The 15,728-nt window shown below is 61.9% G+C and carries 12 protein-coding genes and 1 tRNA gene; 3 read left to right on the forward strand and 10 right to left on the reverse strand.

Annotation, left to right across the window (positions count from 1 at the left end):
- Positions 1 to 42 precede the first annotated feature (42 nt).
- Entirely contained in the window at positions 43 to 1,257 is a 1,215-nt protein-coding gene (locus QO259_RS01080; RefSeq protein ID WP_285951472.1) for an MFS transporter, read from the reverse strand.
- Between the two features lie 404 nt (positions 1,258 to 1,661).
- On the opposite strand from QO259_RS01080, the gene mobH reads away from it, so the two are divergent.
- The 3 genes from mobH (at position 1,662) to QO259_RS01095 (ending at position 4,694) form a co-directional block, all read left to right on the forward strand.
- The gene (mobH, locus tag QO259_RS01085) at positions 1,662 to 3,482 is read left to right on the forward strand and encodes a MobH family relaxase (protein WP_285951473.1); all 1,821 of its coding nucleotides are present in this window, start codon (positions 1,662 to 1,664) and stop codon (positions 3,480 to 3,482) included.
- The gene (locus QO259_RS01090; RefSeq protein WP_285951474.1) at positions 3,475 to 4,428 is read left to right on the forward strand and encodes a site-specific integrase; all 954 of its coding nucleotides are present in this window, start codon (positions 3,475 to 3,477) and stop codon (positions 4,426 to 4,428) included. Before mobH ends, QO259_RS01090 begins: the two co-directional genes overlap by 8 nt.
- A gap of 198 nt (positions 4,429 to 4,626) precedes the next feature.
- Positions 4,627 to 4,694: transfer RNA gene (locus QO259_RS01095), tRNA-Thr, on the forward strand.
- Between the two features lie 310 nt (positions 4,695 to 5,004).
- Here the strand turns inward: QO259_RS01095 and QO259_RS01100 are convergent.
- From QO259_RS01100 to QO259_RS01140, 9 genes are all read right to left on the reverse strand, one after another.
- Positions 5,005 to 5,775: a TSUP family transporter gene (locus tag QO259_RS01100; RefSeq protein ID WP_207034520.1), complete on the reverse strand. Its 771-nt coding sequence runs from the start codon at positions 5,773 to 5,775 to the stop codon at positions 5,005 to 5,007.
- Complete coding sequence (locus QO259_RS01105) at positions 5,772 to 6,611, reverse strand: TauD/TfdA dioxygenase family protein (RefSeq protein WP_285951475.1); 840 nt, start codon at positions 6,609 to 6,611, stop codon at positions 5,772 to 5,774. Before QO259_RS01105 ends, QO259_RS01100 begins: the two co-directional genes overlap by 4 nt.
- 734 nt (positions 6,612 to 7,345) lie before the next feature.
- Positions 7,346 to 7,528: a hypothetical protein gene (locus QO259_RS01110; protein ID WP_285951476.1), complete on the reverse strand. Its 183-nt coding sequence runs from the start codon at positions 7,526 to 7,528 to the stop codon at positions 7,346 to 7,348.
- 49 nt (positions 7,529 to 7,577) lie between these two features.
- Positions 7,578 to 7,964 carry an HI_1402-related protein gene (locus tag QO259_RS01115; protein WP_285951477.1) on the reverse strand — a complete coding sequence of 129 codons (387 nt, stop codon included), beginning with the start codon at positions 7,962 to 7,964 and terminating at the stop codon, positions 7,578 to 7,580.
- The gene (locus tag QO259_RS01120) at positions 7,961 to 8,251 is read right to left on the reverse strand and encodes a hypothetical protein (protein ID WP_285951478.1); all 291 of its coding nucleotides are present in this window, start codon (positions 8,249 to 8,251) and stop codon (positions 7,961 to 7,963) included. The genes QO259_RS01115 and QO259_RS01120 overlap by 4 nt, the downstream gene beginning before the upstream one ends.
- A 1-nt stretch (position 8,252) precedes the next feature.
- Positions 8,253 to 8,936, reverse strand: a complete 684-nt coding sequence (locus QO259_RS01125; protein WP_285951479.1) for a hypothetical protein — start codon at positions 8,934 to 8,936, stop codon at positions 8,253 to 8,255.
- A gap of 2 nt (positions 8,937 to 8,938) precedes the next feature.
- Positions 8,939 to 9,766, reverse strand: a complete 828-nt coding sequence (locus QO259_RS01130) for a hypothetical protein (protein ID WP_285951480.1) — start codon at positions 9,764 to 9,766, stop codon at positions 8,939 to 8,941.
- A complete protein-coding gene (locus QO259_RS01135) occupies positions 9,763 to 11,124 on the reverse strand; it encodes an NACHT domain-containing protein (protein WP_285951481.1) in 1,362 nt (453 codons plus the stop codon). The genes QO259_RS01130 and QO259_RS01135 overlap by 4 nt, the downstream gene beginning before the upstream one ends.
- Positions 11,121 to 15,728 carry a coiled-coil domain-containing protein gene (locus tag QO259_RS01140; protein ID WP_285951482.1) on the reverse strand — a complete coding sequence of 1,536 codons (4,608 nt, stop codon included), beginning with the start codon at positions 15,726 to 15,728 and terminating at the stop codon, positions 11,121 to 11,123. Before QO259_RS01140 ends, QO259_RS01135 begins: the two co-directional genes overlap by 4 nt.

Consider the following 15,728-nt stretch of genomic DNA (forward strand, 5'->3'; position numbering starts at 1 on the left):
ACCGTCATCTTTCAATGTCAGGTAAGCGAAGCGTCACTGGGTTTAGCGGGCGCTCTTTGCTATCCGGATCGTATTGCCCAACGGCGCCCAGGCAAGCACGATGCCGACTGCAACCATGGCGATCAAGAGTTCCAGGATGGTCTTGAAGCTGACACCCGAGTCCAGCAACAGACCGAATGACACCGGGGCGACGCCGGTCGAGAAGATCATGCAGGAAACCATCGTCGAGCGGAGCTTGCCGAGATGCTCGCTTCCCCAGATCTGCATCAGCAGGCTGGTGACCGTGGGCTCCTGCATGCCGGTGACCGCGCCGGCACAGAACATGAAGATCATGATGCCCCATGCATTCTGCAATGCGACGGCGGCCGCGAGGCCGAGCACCAGAGGCAGCAGATAGAGTCTGGCCATCTTCGCCGCGCCGATTCGATCGACCAGCCTGCCGGCGTAGAGGGAACCGATCAGTCGACCGATCGCTGCCAGCACGAACCCGACGGCGAATGTCGATGCCGGAGCCTGAAATTCGCGAGTGAGATCGGCTTGGAACACGAAGACCCCGGTATTGACGATAGGCGCGGAGAGCATCATCAGGCTCAAGCGCCAGTACAGTGGTTCCTTCAGCGGCTGGGGGCTTTTAACGGGCGCTTCGTCGGCCGGGTGGTCATGCTTGGCGCGGCTGGCAGGAGGCCAATGCGAAAATCGCAGCAGTGCCGGAATCCATACTACCAGCAGCGCAATCAGCAAGATCCACCACACCATTCGCCAACTGAAGAACGTCATGCCGAGTGCCACCGCGCCCGGTAGAACCGCCTCGCCGAGTGGAATTGCGAGCGTAACCAGCGCCAATGCGCTACCCCGGGCCTGGCTAATGGCTCGCGCGACCGTCGTCGTGCCCAGATGCGTGAACAATCCCTGTCCGCAGAAACGAATCAACCCGAAACCGATCAGTGCCAATGCCGCCCACGGCGAGAGCGTCAGTAGCAGTATGCCGAGCGTCATCCCGCATACCACCCAGGTCGCGAAGCGCTTGGCTGGCCACCAGTCCACCAGCGGACCCACGAACAGGATCAGAAAGCCGGATAGCAGCGTGACTCCGGAGTAGGCCATGCCGAACTCACCGCTGGTGAGAGCAAAGCTTTCCGAAATGGCCGGCTGGAAAAAGCCGACGAGGAACGTCTGGCCCAGGTTGCCGGAAAAGACGGCGAGGAACCCGATGATCAGAATGTCTTTGTGATGCTTCAGTATGCTGCGATAACCCATGCTCTTCCCGTTTCCGGATTGGTGTCGTCTGACGCACGAGGGTAGGCTCGCCTTTCGTCAGCGTGGTGTCCTTGGCAGAGTCGAGCTATTAGGGTGGAGTCATCGGGTACGAAGAATGGGTGCGTGGGTGGGGCCAGATTTGGATTGACGTCATTCTAGCACGAAAGTCCTAATCTCAGGGTGAGGCACTCAAGGTGGCGCTGTCTGATCAGTTCCCTCAGTTGGTTTGACCCAATCAAGATGATAAACCCCGCGCGACCAATCATTGAGCCTAATGCGTTTGTTGTACCTACGTTTGACCGGCATTATCGAAAGCCTCCTCTCTTAATTTAACGTTTCTTGTTCGGCCGGCCGCAAATTCCTGTCACATCTATTTTCCTGCCCAACGCAACCAGGGACAAATGATGCTACGGCACCTATTCATACGACCCCGCCCTTCGGCCCAAGGCAGGGAAAGCTTTCAAGACCCTCAGACAGCCAGTGAGTTACTCTCATTACCGCGGCGCCAGCAGATGGTCAAAATACTCTGGGATACGACCTCATTGACCCATAGCGTTTTCAATGAGTACCTGCTCGCACCGATCCGTCGTTACGCCGAGCTGGTGCAGCTCCTTCCAGCGTCAGAGTCCCATCACCATGCCTACCCGGGCGGCATGCTCGATCACGCCCTCGAGATGGCTTGCTACGGATTGAGACTGAGGCAGCGCCACCTACTCCCTTCCGGCGCAAAGCCTGAAGACCAAAGCTCTGCTGGCGAGTTGTGGAGTGCTGCCGTTATCTACGGGGCGCTCATGCACGATGTCGCCAAGACGCTGGTTGACGTCGAGATTCATCTTGAGGATGGGAACGAGTGGCGGCTATGGCACGGCGCGATCCCGGCTCCTTACCGAGTTCGCTATCGATCTGGACGGGAGTATCACCTGCACACTGCAGTTAACCCATTGCTATGCGAGCGAATCCTTGGAGCAAGGGTTCTCGACTGGATGATGACCCAACCCAAGCTCTTTTCACTGTTCATGTACACCATTACGGGGCACACCGAGCGAGGAGGGATCGTCGCAGAGCTGATCCATCAGGCGGATCGTGTGAGCGTCGCTAAGGCGTTGGGCGGTGACCCGGTACAGGCCCTGTCAGCGCCCGTAGAGTCCATTCAGCGGAAGCTGGCCGAGGGACTGCGGTATTTGGTCAGGGAGCAGTTCAAGCTCAACCAGAAAGGAGGAACTGCCTGGCTGACGGACGAGGCTCTGTGGCTGGTGTCGCCGAAAGCTGTCAATGAACTCAAGACCCATCTGTACGCTCTGGGTGTCAAAAGCATCCCGGCAGATCTCAACAGGCTCTATGGCGAGCTACAGGCTCATGGGTTGATCGAGGAGGCCAGTGAAGGGAAATCGGTTTGGAAGTGCGAAATCCTTGATGGAGAGTGGAGACAATCATTCAACATGATCAAGGTGTCACCAACTCTCATCTGGGACGTGGAGGGTAGGCCGGGATCATTCAGGGGCAAGCTGACTATCAAGGGGGAGGAAGCGCCCGCCGAGGACAAGCCAACCAATCAAGAACCAGCACTCGGGGAGCCAGAAGAATCAGCGTCTGAGCCGAAGATGCAGCCTGAAGAGCTGTCGACCACCTCTAATGAGGCTGAAGCATCGGCGAAAGTGCTATCTCAGGTCAGCCCAAGCAGTGACACGCTGGACGACGACATTATGGCGCTTTTCCCAGAGGTTCAAATTGCTGGTACGCCTGAACCAGCCAACTCATCCGAGCCAGATTCCTCTGTATCTGCTAAAAATGACGACTCTCGACTAAAGTCGAGCACTCAAGAAGTTAACAATAATTCGGATCTCGGTAAGCAGTTCTGGCAGTGGTTGAAGATGGGAGTTGCGGATCACTCTATCGTCATCAATGACACTAAGGCGCCTATCCATACAGTGGAAGGAACCTATTTCTTGGTCAGCCCCGGTATATTCAAACGTTTTAGCACCAAGGTGCTTGGCGAGGAAGATCAATGGAAAGCAGTTCAAAAACGCTTTCAGAAGCTGGGGTTGCACATCAGAACTCAAGGGCAAAACATTCATAACGTTTCCGTCGAGGGGCCGAACAAGACCCGACAGCTGAAGGGGTACTTGATCAAGGATCCGCGAGAAGTGAGTCAACGGATACCTCCTGACAATTGGGTATTGACTCTTTTAAAACCCCAAGAAAAGAAGGACGGAACGAATGAATGATGTGTCATTCATGGAGCTGGTAAGCCGGTATTCAGCAGACAAGCACCTGCGTCCCAAAAGCGTGAGCACTTATTCCGGTGTAGTACGATTGTTTCGGCGTTATTTGGGGCACCAGACGTACCCGAGCATGGTGACTCGTGAAATGGTCATTTCGTGGCGGGTATCAATTATCCGCACACAGGAAAAGCCAGGTGGTATTGCCGAGTCGAGCTGGAATAATTATGCAAGGCACCTCAAGGCCCTCTATAGTTTTGGAATAAAACATGGGCTCTTGGCGTGTGAGCAGAACCCCTTCAGCGAAGTTTCGGTAACACAGCCGAAGCAGCCAAAAAAATCACTCCAGCCAATTCAAATACGATATGCTCGGGAAGTGCTGAGCGTATGCAGGCGCTATGAATCTTGTTACGACGAGTGTTCTAAAATTCACCCGGCTTGGTTCTGGCAGGCGCTGATGGAAACCTTTTTTTATACGGGAATTCGCCTGAATCAGCTCCTCCATATAGAGGCGGGTGACATAAACTTGAGAAAGCGGGTGTTTAGAGCTTCTGCTGTGGGCTCTAAAACTCATACCGAAACAATCCTGCCAATACCTGACGGCCTTTATCCTCACCTGTACGAGCTGATAGTTGCCGCACACAATGCTGGCTTTAAACGTAGAGACCAACTGTTCAACGTCAACCGCTTCAGCCAAAGGCATAAGCGGACTACCACGGATACATGGCAGATAGAGCGTTTCTTCCAGTCATTGTCCGAGCTGTCCGGATACAAAATGTCTCCTCACCGCTTCCGGCACTTCCTCGGGACCAGCCTCATGGATAGCCCCGAGCGAAACATTCATCTCACCCAGAACATCCTCAATCACACCGACATTCGGACCACGATGGAGTACGTCCATCCTGACGTCGAGGCAATGCGCCGCGCTCTGAATGCGAGGCCTCCCGTCTGATGTGATGCTCTTGGCAGGGGCAATAGCCCCTGCCAAGCGTGAGGGAAGCGGATGTATTATGAGAGAGTTGACATCTGCTGGGCCGACAGCCATGCTTTTAAGCGCCAATGTAGTGCAGTAGAGCGATGGCAGATTTAAGCCTCCTCGCACGCATGGGTATTGATGTATTTCGTAGCGCGTAGCGACTGCGCTATTTCAGCCGACAGAGAGCCCGCAACTGACTTGTAATCAGTAGGTCCCGGGTTCGACTCCTGGTGTCGGCACCAGAGCTTAGAGATTGATTGATAAGGCTTTTTAGCCTTGAAGATAACCGCCTAAATGGCGGTTTTTTTGTGTCTGCGTATCAGCCCCGCGTAGCAGACGTCCTACCGTATTGCCGACCCGACCCGACCCGACCCGACCCGACCCGACCCGACCCGACCCGACCCGACCCGACCCGACCCGACCCGACCCGACCCGACCCGACCCGACCCGACCCGACCCGACCCGACCCGACCCGACCCGACCCGACCCGGTCTTTGAAAGCGGCCGCGCCGATCGGGCGAGTGTGCGTGTCTGAGCCGAGCCGGCGCGCGGTCACAGGTTCTGGTAGAACATCCGCGCTGTCATGATGCCGGTGACGACGATGAACAGCGGCCTGACGATCGACGAGCCGTTGCGCATGACCAGGTGGCTGCCGAGGTAGGCGCCGAGGATCTGCCCGGCGCCCATGGCGAGCCCGATGGCGTAGTTGACGCTGCCCGCGGCCATGAAGAAGGCCAGCGAGACGACGTTGCCGGTCAGGTTGAGCGGTTTCGAGGTCATCGAGGCGTGCTTGATGCTCATGCCCTGCAGGATGAGCAGCGAGAAGACCCACAGGGCGCCGGTGCCGGGGCCGAAGAAGCCGTTGTAGAAGCCGATGAGCAGGCCGAAGGCGACCAGGTAGACCGGCGTCGGCATGACTTTCCTGGCCGGCAGGTCCTGGCGTAGCTGCTTCGAGAACAGGGTGTAGAGCAGGATCGCCAGCATCAGGAACGGGATCAGGGTATCGAGCAGCGCGTGGGAGGCGATCAGCGCGACGCCGGTGCCGGCCAGGGCGCCGAGCGCGGTGAACAGCATGCCGCCGATCACCAGCTCCCGGTCGAGCTGACCGTGGCGCAGGTAGGTGGCGAAGGAGGTCGCTTCGCCGATGCTGGCCTGCAGCCGGTTGGTCCCCAGCGCGAGCGAGGGTGGAATGCCCAGCAGCAGCATGGCGGGCAGGGAGATGAGCCCGCCGCCGCCGCTGATGGCGTCGATGAAGCCGGCGAAGATGGCGACCACGAACAGCGTGATCAGCAGGTGTTCGCTCAGAAAGGTGAAGACGGTCATGCCTCGAGCTCCCGGTCGTTGACGGTGATCCGGTCCATGACCCGCAGCGCGCCGTGGTAGTCGTTGACCGCATGGTGATGGACGAGACGGTTGTCCCACAGCGCCACCATGTCCTTTTCCCAGGTGAGCCGGAAGGTGAACTCCGACTGGGCGATGCGCTCGGTGAGATAGCGGATGAGCGGCAGGCTCTCTTCCCGGGTCATCCCCTTGAAGGCCAAGGCGTGCTCTTCGTTGACATAGAGCGCGCGTTTGCCGCCTCGCGGGTGGCGCATGATCGCGGGATGCACCGCGCGATAGGTGTCCGCCTCGCTACCGCTGAAGTTGGTCAGGTGCTGGCCCCGTTGGGTGGCGTGAACATCGGAAGCGAACTCGACCTCCTGATTTTCCAGCAGGGCCTGCATGCCGTCGGAGAGCGAGTGAAAGACCGCCTCGGCGTTGCTGAATACGGTATCTCCGCCGCGGGGCGGCGTTTCTCGCGCGGTCAGGAAGGTATAGTCCGGTGGTGTCTCCAGGTAAGTTGAGTCCACGTGCCATTTACCGCTGAAGTTCTGCCGTTGCTTTGGCGTTTTGACGATCTGCACGATCTCGGGATAATCCTCGATCCCCGAGGCGAAGGGGTATTTGGCGATATTGCCGAACTGGCGCGCCAGGGTGAGATAGTCGTCATGGGAAAAGCGTTGGTTTCTGAGAATCAGAACCTTGTAGTGCAGCAGCTCGTCTTTCAATTGCGCCGCCAGTCGGGCATCGATATCGCGCACTTGCAGGCCGCGTACTTCTCCCGCCATATGCGGACCGAGAGGGAGAATCTCATAACCCCATTGAGTGATCGTATCCATGATTTTCCTGTCGCTTGCTGAGCGCGTGTCGTCACGACGGCGTGCGGATGCCGGCCGTGTGCGCGGGAGCGCAACGGTGCGTGGCTTGGAGTCGAGATCGGGAAAACCGTTTCTTGTCGATGGCGCCGGAGAATGTCCTGATGTCTTCGCTGGCGCGGATACTCAGAAGGCGTCGGTTATCGGTTTTAAGCGGTCGATTATTATGTTTAGGGTCTGTGCGAAAACTGTCTGCGCTCGGCAATACGGCGTTAAAAATCAGACTCACTGAACAACGTTCAGAACGTCCGTAGGACGGCCCGAAGGGCGAGCGGAGCGAGTAATATGCTCATTTACACCCCGTGAACTGTAGCGCCAGCTCGGTCCGCTTTCGTCGATTTTTGCCTTGTCTTGCCATCGCTCGCCGACTTTTCGTAAAAACCCTAGCGTTATATGACGGACGGCAGTGTAGAGAGGGGGCTCGGGCTTTTCAATCATACATCAGCGACAACTTGTGTAAGATAAATCCTACAGCCGTGTAGGAAAGTTGCCTCTCGTCTGGAGGCATGAGGGATGTCGCCTAATGATATCGGTCGCAGGATAGGGCACGTGGCGAGGCCGGCGAGAGGGCTCGCTCCTGTCGCCCTGCCAGACTTGCCTCGCCTCTGCAGGGGCGGGGAGCTTTGCCGGCTTGCAGGCTATGGCTGCAGGTTGGGATCGCCGTCGGTGTTGCACCACCGCCGGCGATCGCTCCTCTTCTATCGGTTTCGGTACTTATCCAAGGCGGCTTCGACGCTTTCGATCTGCTGGCTTGTGAGGCCGCCTTGTTGCAGCCAACGATCAAGGGTGTTTTCAGCCGACTGCTGTGTAAGAGGGTTATCCCAGTCGAAGAGTGCGGCAATCGTGCTCTCGATGATGTCGTCGCTGGTCGTGTAACTCATGGTGGTTTCTCCTGGTTGAGGACACACTGAGCCTGTCATCACGACGTACTCAGCTCACCTCCTCAGGCCACGATATTGCTCGGATCGCTTCGGCATCACCGGCGTCGACCGCCGCCCTGATCTGGTCCTCGAGACGCTGACGCTTGCCGATGACGTCTGTGACGATCGGGCGGTATGCCTCGGCGTTGGCGATCACGCGCCGCACCAGCTCATCGAATGCGATGCCGCGCCGCGCGGCGATACCGTCGAGGGTCGGCGTGTGGGCGTTGTTGTCGGTCTGCCAGGCGCGGGCCTCGGCTTCCTGCTGGGGCCAGGTGTCGATCTCGTATTGGGGGTACTGACGCCGCAGCTCAGCGAGAGCTGCCTCAGATGCAGCGTTGATGCGCTGCAATGCGGCTTCTGCCGGGCTCAGCTTCTGAGTGACTTTGATCTTCATGTGTCTTCCTCGATGAATCCGCTTAAGACAACAACTCCCTCTTGATGCGAGTTGCTGAAACTAAACCACATTCTGATAGTTGAGCCAGCCGCTAAAACCAGGTTTATTTCTGCGTTTAGACTGTTTCCGCTTGAGACTTCATAAATACTTTGCCCCTGTAGCAACAAGCCTATTTTTCCGTTATCGGTAGACAAATCAAACATTTGCAGCTTCACGATTGCCCGCATGCCATCCGGAACTGTGTATGAGTCTCCTCTCTGAGAAAAAACCTGAGTAATTGCTGGCATCTCAAAACCCTCCCATGAACATGAGGCGTCCGGCAGTCATCCGGGCACCATAGTTTTGGCCTTTCTTTAGAACATATTGCGAATGAGGGTCGGCCTCGGCTTCGTGATCTGCTACCGCGCCTTCGGCCTGACCGGCGGCGGTTTCGGCTCGGCCGGCGTCCTCGCTCGCGGACTGCGCGGCGGCGGTCGATTGGTCGCGCGCGGTTTTGATCGCCTGCATATCGCCGTAGAGATCCTCAGCAGCCTGCCGCGCTTGCTGCGTCGCCGTGACGTCCTCGCCGGTCTGCTGCCGGTCGGAGGCCGTGGCCTGGGCATTCAGCCCGGTCTGCTGCCGGTCGGAGGCCGTGGCCTGGGCATCCAGCCCCGTCTGCTGTCGGTCAGCCGCGACCGCTGCCCGGTCCTCGCCGGTCTGCTCCCGGTCGGCCGCCGTGGCCTGCCGATCGAGCCCGGTCTGCTCGACGTCCTCGGCCGCCTGCTCGGCGGCGGCCTGGGTCGCGTTCATCTGCGCGATCATGCCGTCGTAGCCGGCCTGGATCGAGTCGACCATCTGCCGGCATTCGTCGACGAACGCGGCGATCATGTCCTGGGTCGCTTCGAACTTGGTGATGAATGGAACCTGGTCGCCGGCGACGATGCGCTTGCCGGACCAGTCCATGGGGGTGGGTTTCACAAGGGTGAAGGGCACGGTCATACCTCCGTGATGGTGATCGTCGATGTGTAGTTACGGTAGTGGTTGTGGGTGTCGCCGTAGCCTTCGGTCAGGCGCCCGACGAACTGGCCGGAGAGCCGCTCGAGGCCGGTGCTGTCGGGGTACAGATCGACGAAGACGTCGCGGATCATGCCGATCTCGGCGATCTCCTCGATCAGGCGCTCGCGATCCCCCGGGGTGAGCCAGTCGAGACTGAAGCGGACCTGCTTGCGTGGGTGGCCACCGCCGATGGTGCGCAGAGTCTGGCCGGCGCTGCGCTCATGAGTGGCCGGGTCTACCCAGGTCGTCTGGACGCCATAGCTCATGTTGGTGGTGGGCTCGAAGGCCAGGCCAAGCACGACCCGGGCGACTTCCAGCGCGCCGGCGGGATTGCTCGGATCATCGAGCGTGAGGCGATAGCCGGTGATCGCCGCCGGGGTGACGGTGAGCCGTTTGGTGGGCACCTCGAGCTTGTCGTTGTAGGTGGCCATGTAGGGGTCGATGCCGGCCCGCCAGATCCCTGCCGGGATGACCTCGCCGGTGGAGACCTCGCCGCTGTCGCGGATGACGGTCGAGCCGCTGAGCAGCTCGACGCGCAGGGTGCCGGCGGACGTGAGGTTGTGGCCGAGGATAACGATGTCATCGACGTAGGCACCGGCGGCGAGCGTTCCCGTGATGACCTGGGTGCTGGTGTCGGTGCTGCGCCAGACGCGGTTACGCTCATTGCGCTGTGTGTTGCCGATCGACAGGCCCGGGGCCTCGCTGGTCGCGTTCAATGCGGCGCGATCGTGGATGTTGTCGAGCACCAGGCGTAGGGCGCGGCTCATAGCAGAATCTCCAGTTCGGCCTTGCCACCCACCTGCGGCCGCACGGCAGTCACGCGACCGATTCGCTCGGCAATCGGCGCCAGGTCGACGCGGATCGACTGGTAGACGGTGACGGTGGGGACATAGGTGGTGACCCGCCAGCGTTCGCGACGCTCGGCGTGATAGGCCAGGCGCCGGTCGCGCTCGGCGACGACGTCGCTTTCGATCTGCAGCAGCGTGTCGTGCGTCACCGGCGTCGCCAGCGGGTGGCCGTCCAGGGTCTGGGAGACGGTCGATTCGCTCCAGGTTCGCTGGTAGCGCGCAGCGAGTGACGGGTCGGTATCGTTGATGGTGGCGGCGACCCCACGCAGCTCGGCGTCGTTGCGGCCCCAGCGCAGGGTCAGTGCCGACCAGGGCGGCTCGACGGTATCCAGCTCGAGGGTGCCGTCGATGATGTCATCGGGGGCCAGGGTGATGTCGGGCTCACCAGTGGGCGCCGTGAGCACACGCACGTCGAGCCGGTTCAGGGCGTCGATCATCCATCCGGCCCCGAGGGTGTCGCGCAACTGCTCGAGGATCTGCGCGCCGCTGATCGCACTCGAGGACTGGATGCCCACGGTGACCTCGGGCAGTGCGGTGGCCGGCGAGACCTCGAGCCCATAGTGGGCGGCGATCCACGCGACCATGGTCATCGGGGTGTCGTGGGGTTCGTGGGCTGCCGCCGTGATGGTGCTGGCGTTGCCCGGGTGGTTGTCCAGCGTGAACGCGCCGTTGGCGAGATCCTTGGCATGGGGAGCGGCGTTGCCGTTGTCCCGGGGCTGTACGCTGGACAGCGGCAGATAGCTGACGCGATAGGTGTCGGCCTGCGTCGAGATGCGGTAGGCCGGCACGTTGAAGCAGCGGCCGAGGACCAACGGCACCGGATTGCCGCCGAGTTCGAGGCTGCCGGTATCGATCGGCGTGTCCAGCTTGCTGCTGGTGTCCGTGACCGCGCAGACCAGCTCGCCGCGCTCCCAAGAACGGATGCCCTCGTTGGTGGCCACCGCGATCAGCCGGAAGTCCGCCCGCGACCAGTGCATGCCGCCCAGGTAGGCGCGCACCGGATAGCCCCGGAACTGGTAGTCGAGCCAGTGAGTGATACCTCCGTCGTCGCGTAGGCGGATATCGCCGAATTCGATCAGGCCATCGATGCGGGTCGAGATGCCCACGGCCTCGATCAGCACGTCGTCGTAGACCGGATCGTCGAGATGGTCGGCGATCGGTGCGATATACGGCTGATCGGCCACCTGGAGGACGCCGGCGGCGTGCTCGAGTTCGAGCAGCATGACGCGCTGCTCGTTGGGCTGGTCGAGCCACCGCCGGTAGTACTGGTCGTTCATGCTGGCATCCTCTGTGAGGTCCGCGAACGGCGATTGTTTTCGGCGATACCGTCGGCCGTGCGCTGGCTATGCGCGGCGGCGGCGCGGGTGTGGGCGGCGGTATCGCTGCTGGCATCGACCAGCGCATCGAGCCGCGCACGCAGCTCGGCATTGTCACGGCGCAGGGCGCGCAGCTCGGCGACGACCGGAGCGACATCGACGCCGGCGCGGGCGGTGCTTTCCCACAGCGGTGGCTCGGATACGGTGCGCAGGCCGTCGTCGGTCGAGACACGACGGGCTGAGTAGGTCGCCACGACCGGCCGCGCCTCGGCGCGTGACACCGACGGCGCGGCGCTGTCGCGGGCATAGGCCGATACGCCTTCGGCCCGGCCATAGCGCAGCCAGTGCTCGTAGGCACTGAGGTTGGCGTCGTTCAGCGCCATGTAGAACTGCAGGCCCGACCAGGTGCGTTCCCCGCGATCGCGGTCGTTGAGATAAGCGACCTGGTTGGCGACGTAGGTGTCCTCGTCGAAGCGCCGGATCTGCTGGCTGACGGTGTCCTCACCGGGCTGGTAGGTGGGCGACACGCCCTCGTCACGCCCGTACCGCTGGTAGTGCTCATACGGCGTCATGCCCGCCTGCTCGATCGCCGCCAACACTTGCTCGACGGTCCAGTCGGAGCGCCCTGCGTAACCGATGGCGTTGACCTGGGCGGTCTTGTTTGCCAGGTACGCGGCGGCATCGAACGACGAGCCGACATCAGTGGCGTACTCCGGGAAGATCGCCGAGAGTGAGTCGGCCAGCGACGGTGGCAGCAGTGACACCAGATCGGCGATGGATTGGAGCCGGGTCGACTGCTGGACCTGCTGCTCGAGCGACGAGAGCAGGGTATTGCGCGCCTGGCGCTGCGCCTCGAGCACCTGGCGCTGGACGTTCTCGAGCGAGCCCTGCGCCTCCAGAGATTCGCCGTACTGGTCCTCGAGCCCGGATAGTGCGGACTCGACCTCGGTGTAGATGGCCGCATAGGGCGCGGAGGCCTGGCCGTAGTAGTCGCCGGCGGCGGTGAGATAGGTGGTCTTCGCCTGCCCGAGCTGGCTCAGGGCGTCGGTGTCGCCGGCCTCGGCGCGCACCTGCAGTGCGGCGAACTGACGCCGGGATTCCGCCAGGCGTTCGGCGGGGCTGAGGATCGACTGATCGGAGAGGCGCATCGCGTCGAGCATGTCGCCGATCGTCGCCAGCGCGCGCTTCTCGTTTTCCAACTGACGCTGGCGCTCGTCGGCGGCGGTTTGCGCGACCTCCATCGCACGCTGATAGCGATCGATGAGGCCGTCGACCGCGCCCACGGTGCCGTCGCGATAGAGCGCGGTGCGTTGCAGCAGCGCCTGCTGCTCGGCCGCCTTGTTGCGCTCATCGATCGCCCAGATCTCCTGCTGCAACGCGCGCAGGGTCTCTGGCATTTGTTCGAGTTGGCGTTGACGCTCGCGCGCCAGTGCAGCCTCGCCATTACCCTGGGCGCGGAGCAAGTCGTTCTGCAACGACCAGCGCTGCCGCTCGATCTCCTCGGCCCGCTTGGCGGCGTCGGCGGCGCTCTCGCTGAGCTGGGCGAAGGCGCCGGCCACGCTCATCAGCTCGCTGTAGGTCTGGCGGTCGCTCTCGGTATTCAAATCGAGCGATTCGACCACGGCGCGGAATTGCGCACGGGTCGATTCCGCCGAGAGGCCTGCCGCTTCCAGCGTCGGTGCGATCTGGTCGATGGCGCGCTGGCGCTGCTCCTCGGCGCTGAAGAAGTTGGCGTAGTAGGTCTGCGCCTGGCTCTGCAGGGCGTCGAGTCCGCCGGCGAGTTCCTGCAGATTCAGGGCGGCCTCGACGGCGCGCTCGCCCATGTCGTCGAACGTGAGGTTCAGCTCGTCAGCGATGCCGGAGACCGCAGCATGGGCGGCCACGCCCGCGGTGATCTGGGAGAACGCGTCCTCGAGCGAGGTGCTGGTGTCGTCGACCACCTTCTCGGCGTACGTTTTGACATTGCCCGAGAGGCCATCGATCAGGTTGCCGAGCTGTAGCGCCTGGGCGAGCTGGGGAATAGTGCGCTCTGCACTATCTGCTGTGATCTCGCCGACACGCTCGATCAGCTTGGCGGTGGCCTCCGATGCCTCGTTTTCCAGCGTTTCGCTGACGACGGCGTAGCGCCTGGCCACCAGCTCGCCCAGGGAGTCGTTCTTGAGCCGGGTCTGCCAGCCATCCAGCGCGTTTTTGACGCTCTCGATCTGGGTCTCGTTTGCCGCGCTGGCCAGGGTCTGATCGAGGGCGGCCATGGCATCGAGCATGTCGATCATGTCGCTCGGCTCGAACTTGGTCTTGTCGGTGAAGCCGAACGAACCGAAGGCCGTCTCGCGGCCACGGCCGAGATCGCCGTCGCGGTAGTAGCCGCTGGAGTAGTAGGGGGTGCCGCCAGCGCCGAAGTCGCGATCCGGCGTCTCGGCAAAGGATTCGAACCCCGCGGTATATTTGCGCGAACTGCCGAATATCGAATCGACCATGCCGCCTGCAAGACCACCTAGCGCCGCGCCCAGGCCAGGAATGGGAATGAAAGCTTGCCCCAACCCCGCGCCAATAAGCGCGCCGTAGTTGCTGTTGGCTTGCTTACCGAACAGCGACTCTCCTGCCTTGGTGCCGACGTAGCCACCGGCGATACCGCCTCCGATACCGAGTGCAGCATTGGCAAACATGCTGGAATTCGCGATGGAGTTGAGCCCGGATATAAATCCGCCATTACCAGTTGCCACTAGCTCACTGCCGAAAGTGCCGGCATACGTTGACCCCGTACCCTGGAATGCTCTCCACGCATTGCCCGCGAGTTGTGCACCTCCGCTGTAGATCGTGCTGCCCAAGCTGGAAAGGTCTGGCAGCCCGCCGCCACCGCCATCGATACCGCCCGCGGCAGCAGAGCCGGTACCGGCCAGCGGCAGCCCCAGCGAGGCGACGATGCGCTTGGTGGTGTAGGCGTGGATGATCTCGGCCAGGGTCGAGATCGCCTGGCTCTTGAGGCCCTCGAACGAGACCTTGGCGCCGCCCAGCATGCGCGTCCAGAAGCCCTGGAAGGTGTCGTCGAGCCCGGCGACCATCTGATCCAGGGTGCGCGAGAGCACGCTGGTCTCGCGCGTCGCGGTCTTGGCCGCCTGACTGGCGTCGAAACCATAGATCTGGGCGGCATCGCCTGAGTTCTGATAGGCGTGCTGGAGTTTATCGACCAGATCGAAGTAGCGGTCGAAGGTGATTGCGCCCATGGCGACCGACCGGTTGAGCGTCTGCGTGTCGGTCTGAAACGCGCGCTGGGAGGCGGCAACGGGATCGAGCCGATCCTCTAGCGCCTGCAGGGCATTGGCCTGGTCCTGAATCTGGCGGCTCGCCGTAGCGGCTGCGGCGCCGGCATGACGCACACCATTGCCCAAGGCGTCGAGCTGATCCGCGCCTTTCTCCGCCGGAGAGAAGATCGCCTCGACGACTCCCTGAAACTGCTTGAGCTGCCGGTTGGTCGCGGCGTCACCGACCACTTTGCTGATGTAGTCCGTCGCGCTGGGGCCGAAGGCCGCGGTCATGTTGTAACCGGTCATGAACGCTTCGCCGAGCGTGCGCCCGGCATTGGCCGTCTCCACCTCGTCCGGCATCTTGAGGGTGAAATCGAAATCCCAGTCCGGCAGCACGCCCTTGAGCCAGAATGGCTTCCAGTTGGCCAGATCGCTCATCTGTGCCAGCACGGGATTGAGCTGCTCGACCATCCTGGGCCCCAGTGTGATGACGAACTTGTCCCAGGCAGTAGAGAGGGCTTCGGTAAAACCGCCCCAGAGACGCAGGGCTTCGTCGATCGCCGCGGCGGATTGCGTCACGACCGTGTTGAAATCAAGCGCGCCGATGTCATCGGCGATTTTCTCGACGCCTGGCCCCAGATGGCGGGCCAGGGTGTTGGCGACGGTGATTGCGCCATTGGCGAGATCATGCATGACCGGCGTCGCCAGATCGCCCAGGCTCAGCGTTTCGCCATTGACCTCGACGGTGGCATCACGCAGTGAGTAGAGTGCACCAGCGGCTGCGGCGCCGAGGGTCGCGATGCGTACCAAGGGGTTGGCCCGCACGACCGCGTTGAAGATCGTCGTGGCGGCCGAGGCCGACAGCGTGGCGACCCGGTAGCCTTCGAGCAGGACGGCCGTACCGCCTGCCGCTCCACCGACGGCGCGAAGCGTGTTGGAGAGCGTCTCGGCACGTGCATTCTGGGTCGGGAGGGCATCGGCGAATTCGGTGAGCGGGGCGCTGACACGGCCATAGGCGGAGATCATGTCCTCCAGGCGCTGGTTCAACTCGCCCACCCCAGGCGCGCCGCCGCTGGCACTGGCGCCGAGCTCACTGAGCGTACCCATGGCGACCCGGCCAAGGGCCTCCAGGCGCTGGAGATGGCCATTGACCGTCTCCAGCGGCCGGGCGCTCTGTGCCATCGCCGCGGCGAAGCGCTGGCCGCTGCGTTCGGCGTCGTCGGCGAAGGCCCCCAGCGCCTGGGCGCTGTCACGCAGGACGCCGGTCAGCGGCCGGGCGTCGGCGGTCAGGGTGACCTGGAGAGGGGAATCATTGGCCAT

This window comes from Salinicola sp. JS01, assembly GCF_030284585.1.
In the GTDB taxonomy this organism is placed as follows: Bacteria; Pseudomonadota; Gammaproteobacteria; order Pseudomonadales; family Halomonadaceae; genus Salinicola.

Bases quoted from the DNA above. Each gene is read 5' to 3' on its own strand.
- QO259_RS01080 (WP_285951472.1), bottom strand. From the start codon at position 1,257: ATGGGTTATCGCAGCATACTGAAGCATCACAAAGACATTCTGATCATC.
- mobH (WP_285951473.1), top strand. From the start codon at position 1,662: ATGCTACGGCACCTATTCATACGACCCCGCCCTTCGGCCCAAGGCAGG.
- QO259_RS01090 (WP_285951474.1), top strand. From the start codon at position 3,475: ATGAATGATGTGTCATTCATGGAGCTGGTAAGCCGGTATTCAGCAGAC.
- QO259_RS01100 (WP_207034520.1), bottom strand. From the start codon at position 5,775: ATGACCGTCTTCACCTTTCTGAGCGAACACCTGCTGATCACGCTGTTC.
- QO259_RS01105 (WP_285951475.1), bottom strand. From the start codon at position 6,611: ATGGATACGATCACTCAATGGGGTTATGAGATTCTCCCTCTCGGTCCG.
- QO259_RS01110 (WP_285951476.1), bottom strand. From the start codon at position 7,528: ATGAGTTACACGACCAGCGACGACATCATCGAGAGCACGATTGCCGCA.
- QO259_RS01115 (WP_285951477.1), bottom strand. From the start codon at position 7,964: ATGAAGATCAAAGTCACTCAGAAGCTGAGCCCGGCAGAAGCCGCATTG.
- QO259_RS01120 (WP_285951478.1), bottom strand. From the start codon at position 8,251: ATGCCAGCAATTACTCAGGTTTTTTCTCAGAGAGGAGACTCATACACA.
- QO259_RS01130 (WP_285951480.1), bottom strand. From the start codon at position 9,766: ATGAGCCGCGCCCTACGCCTGGTGCTCGACAACATCCACGATCGCGCC.
- QO259_RS01135 (WP_285951481.1), bottom strand. From the start codon at position 11,124: ATGAACGACCAGTACTACCGGCGGTGGCTCGACCAGCCCAACGAGCAG.
- QO259_RS01140 (WP_285951482.1), bottom strand. From the start codon at position 15,728: ATGGCCAATGATTCCCCTCTCCAGGTCACCCTGACCGCCGACGCCCGG.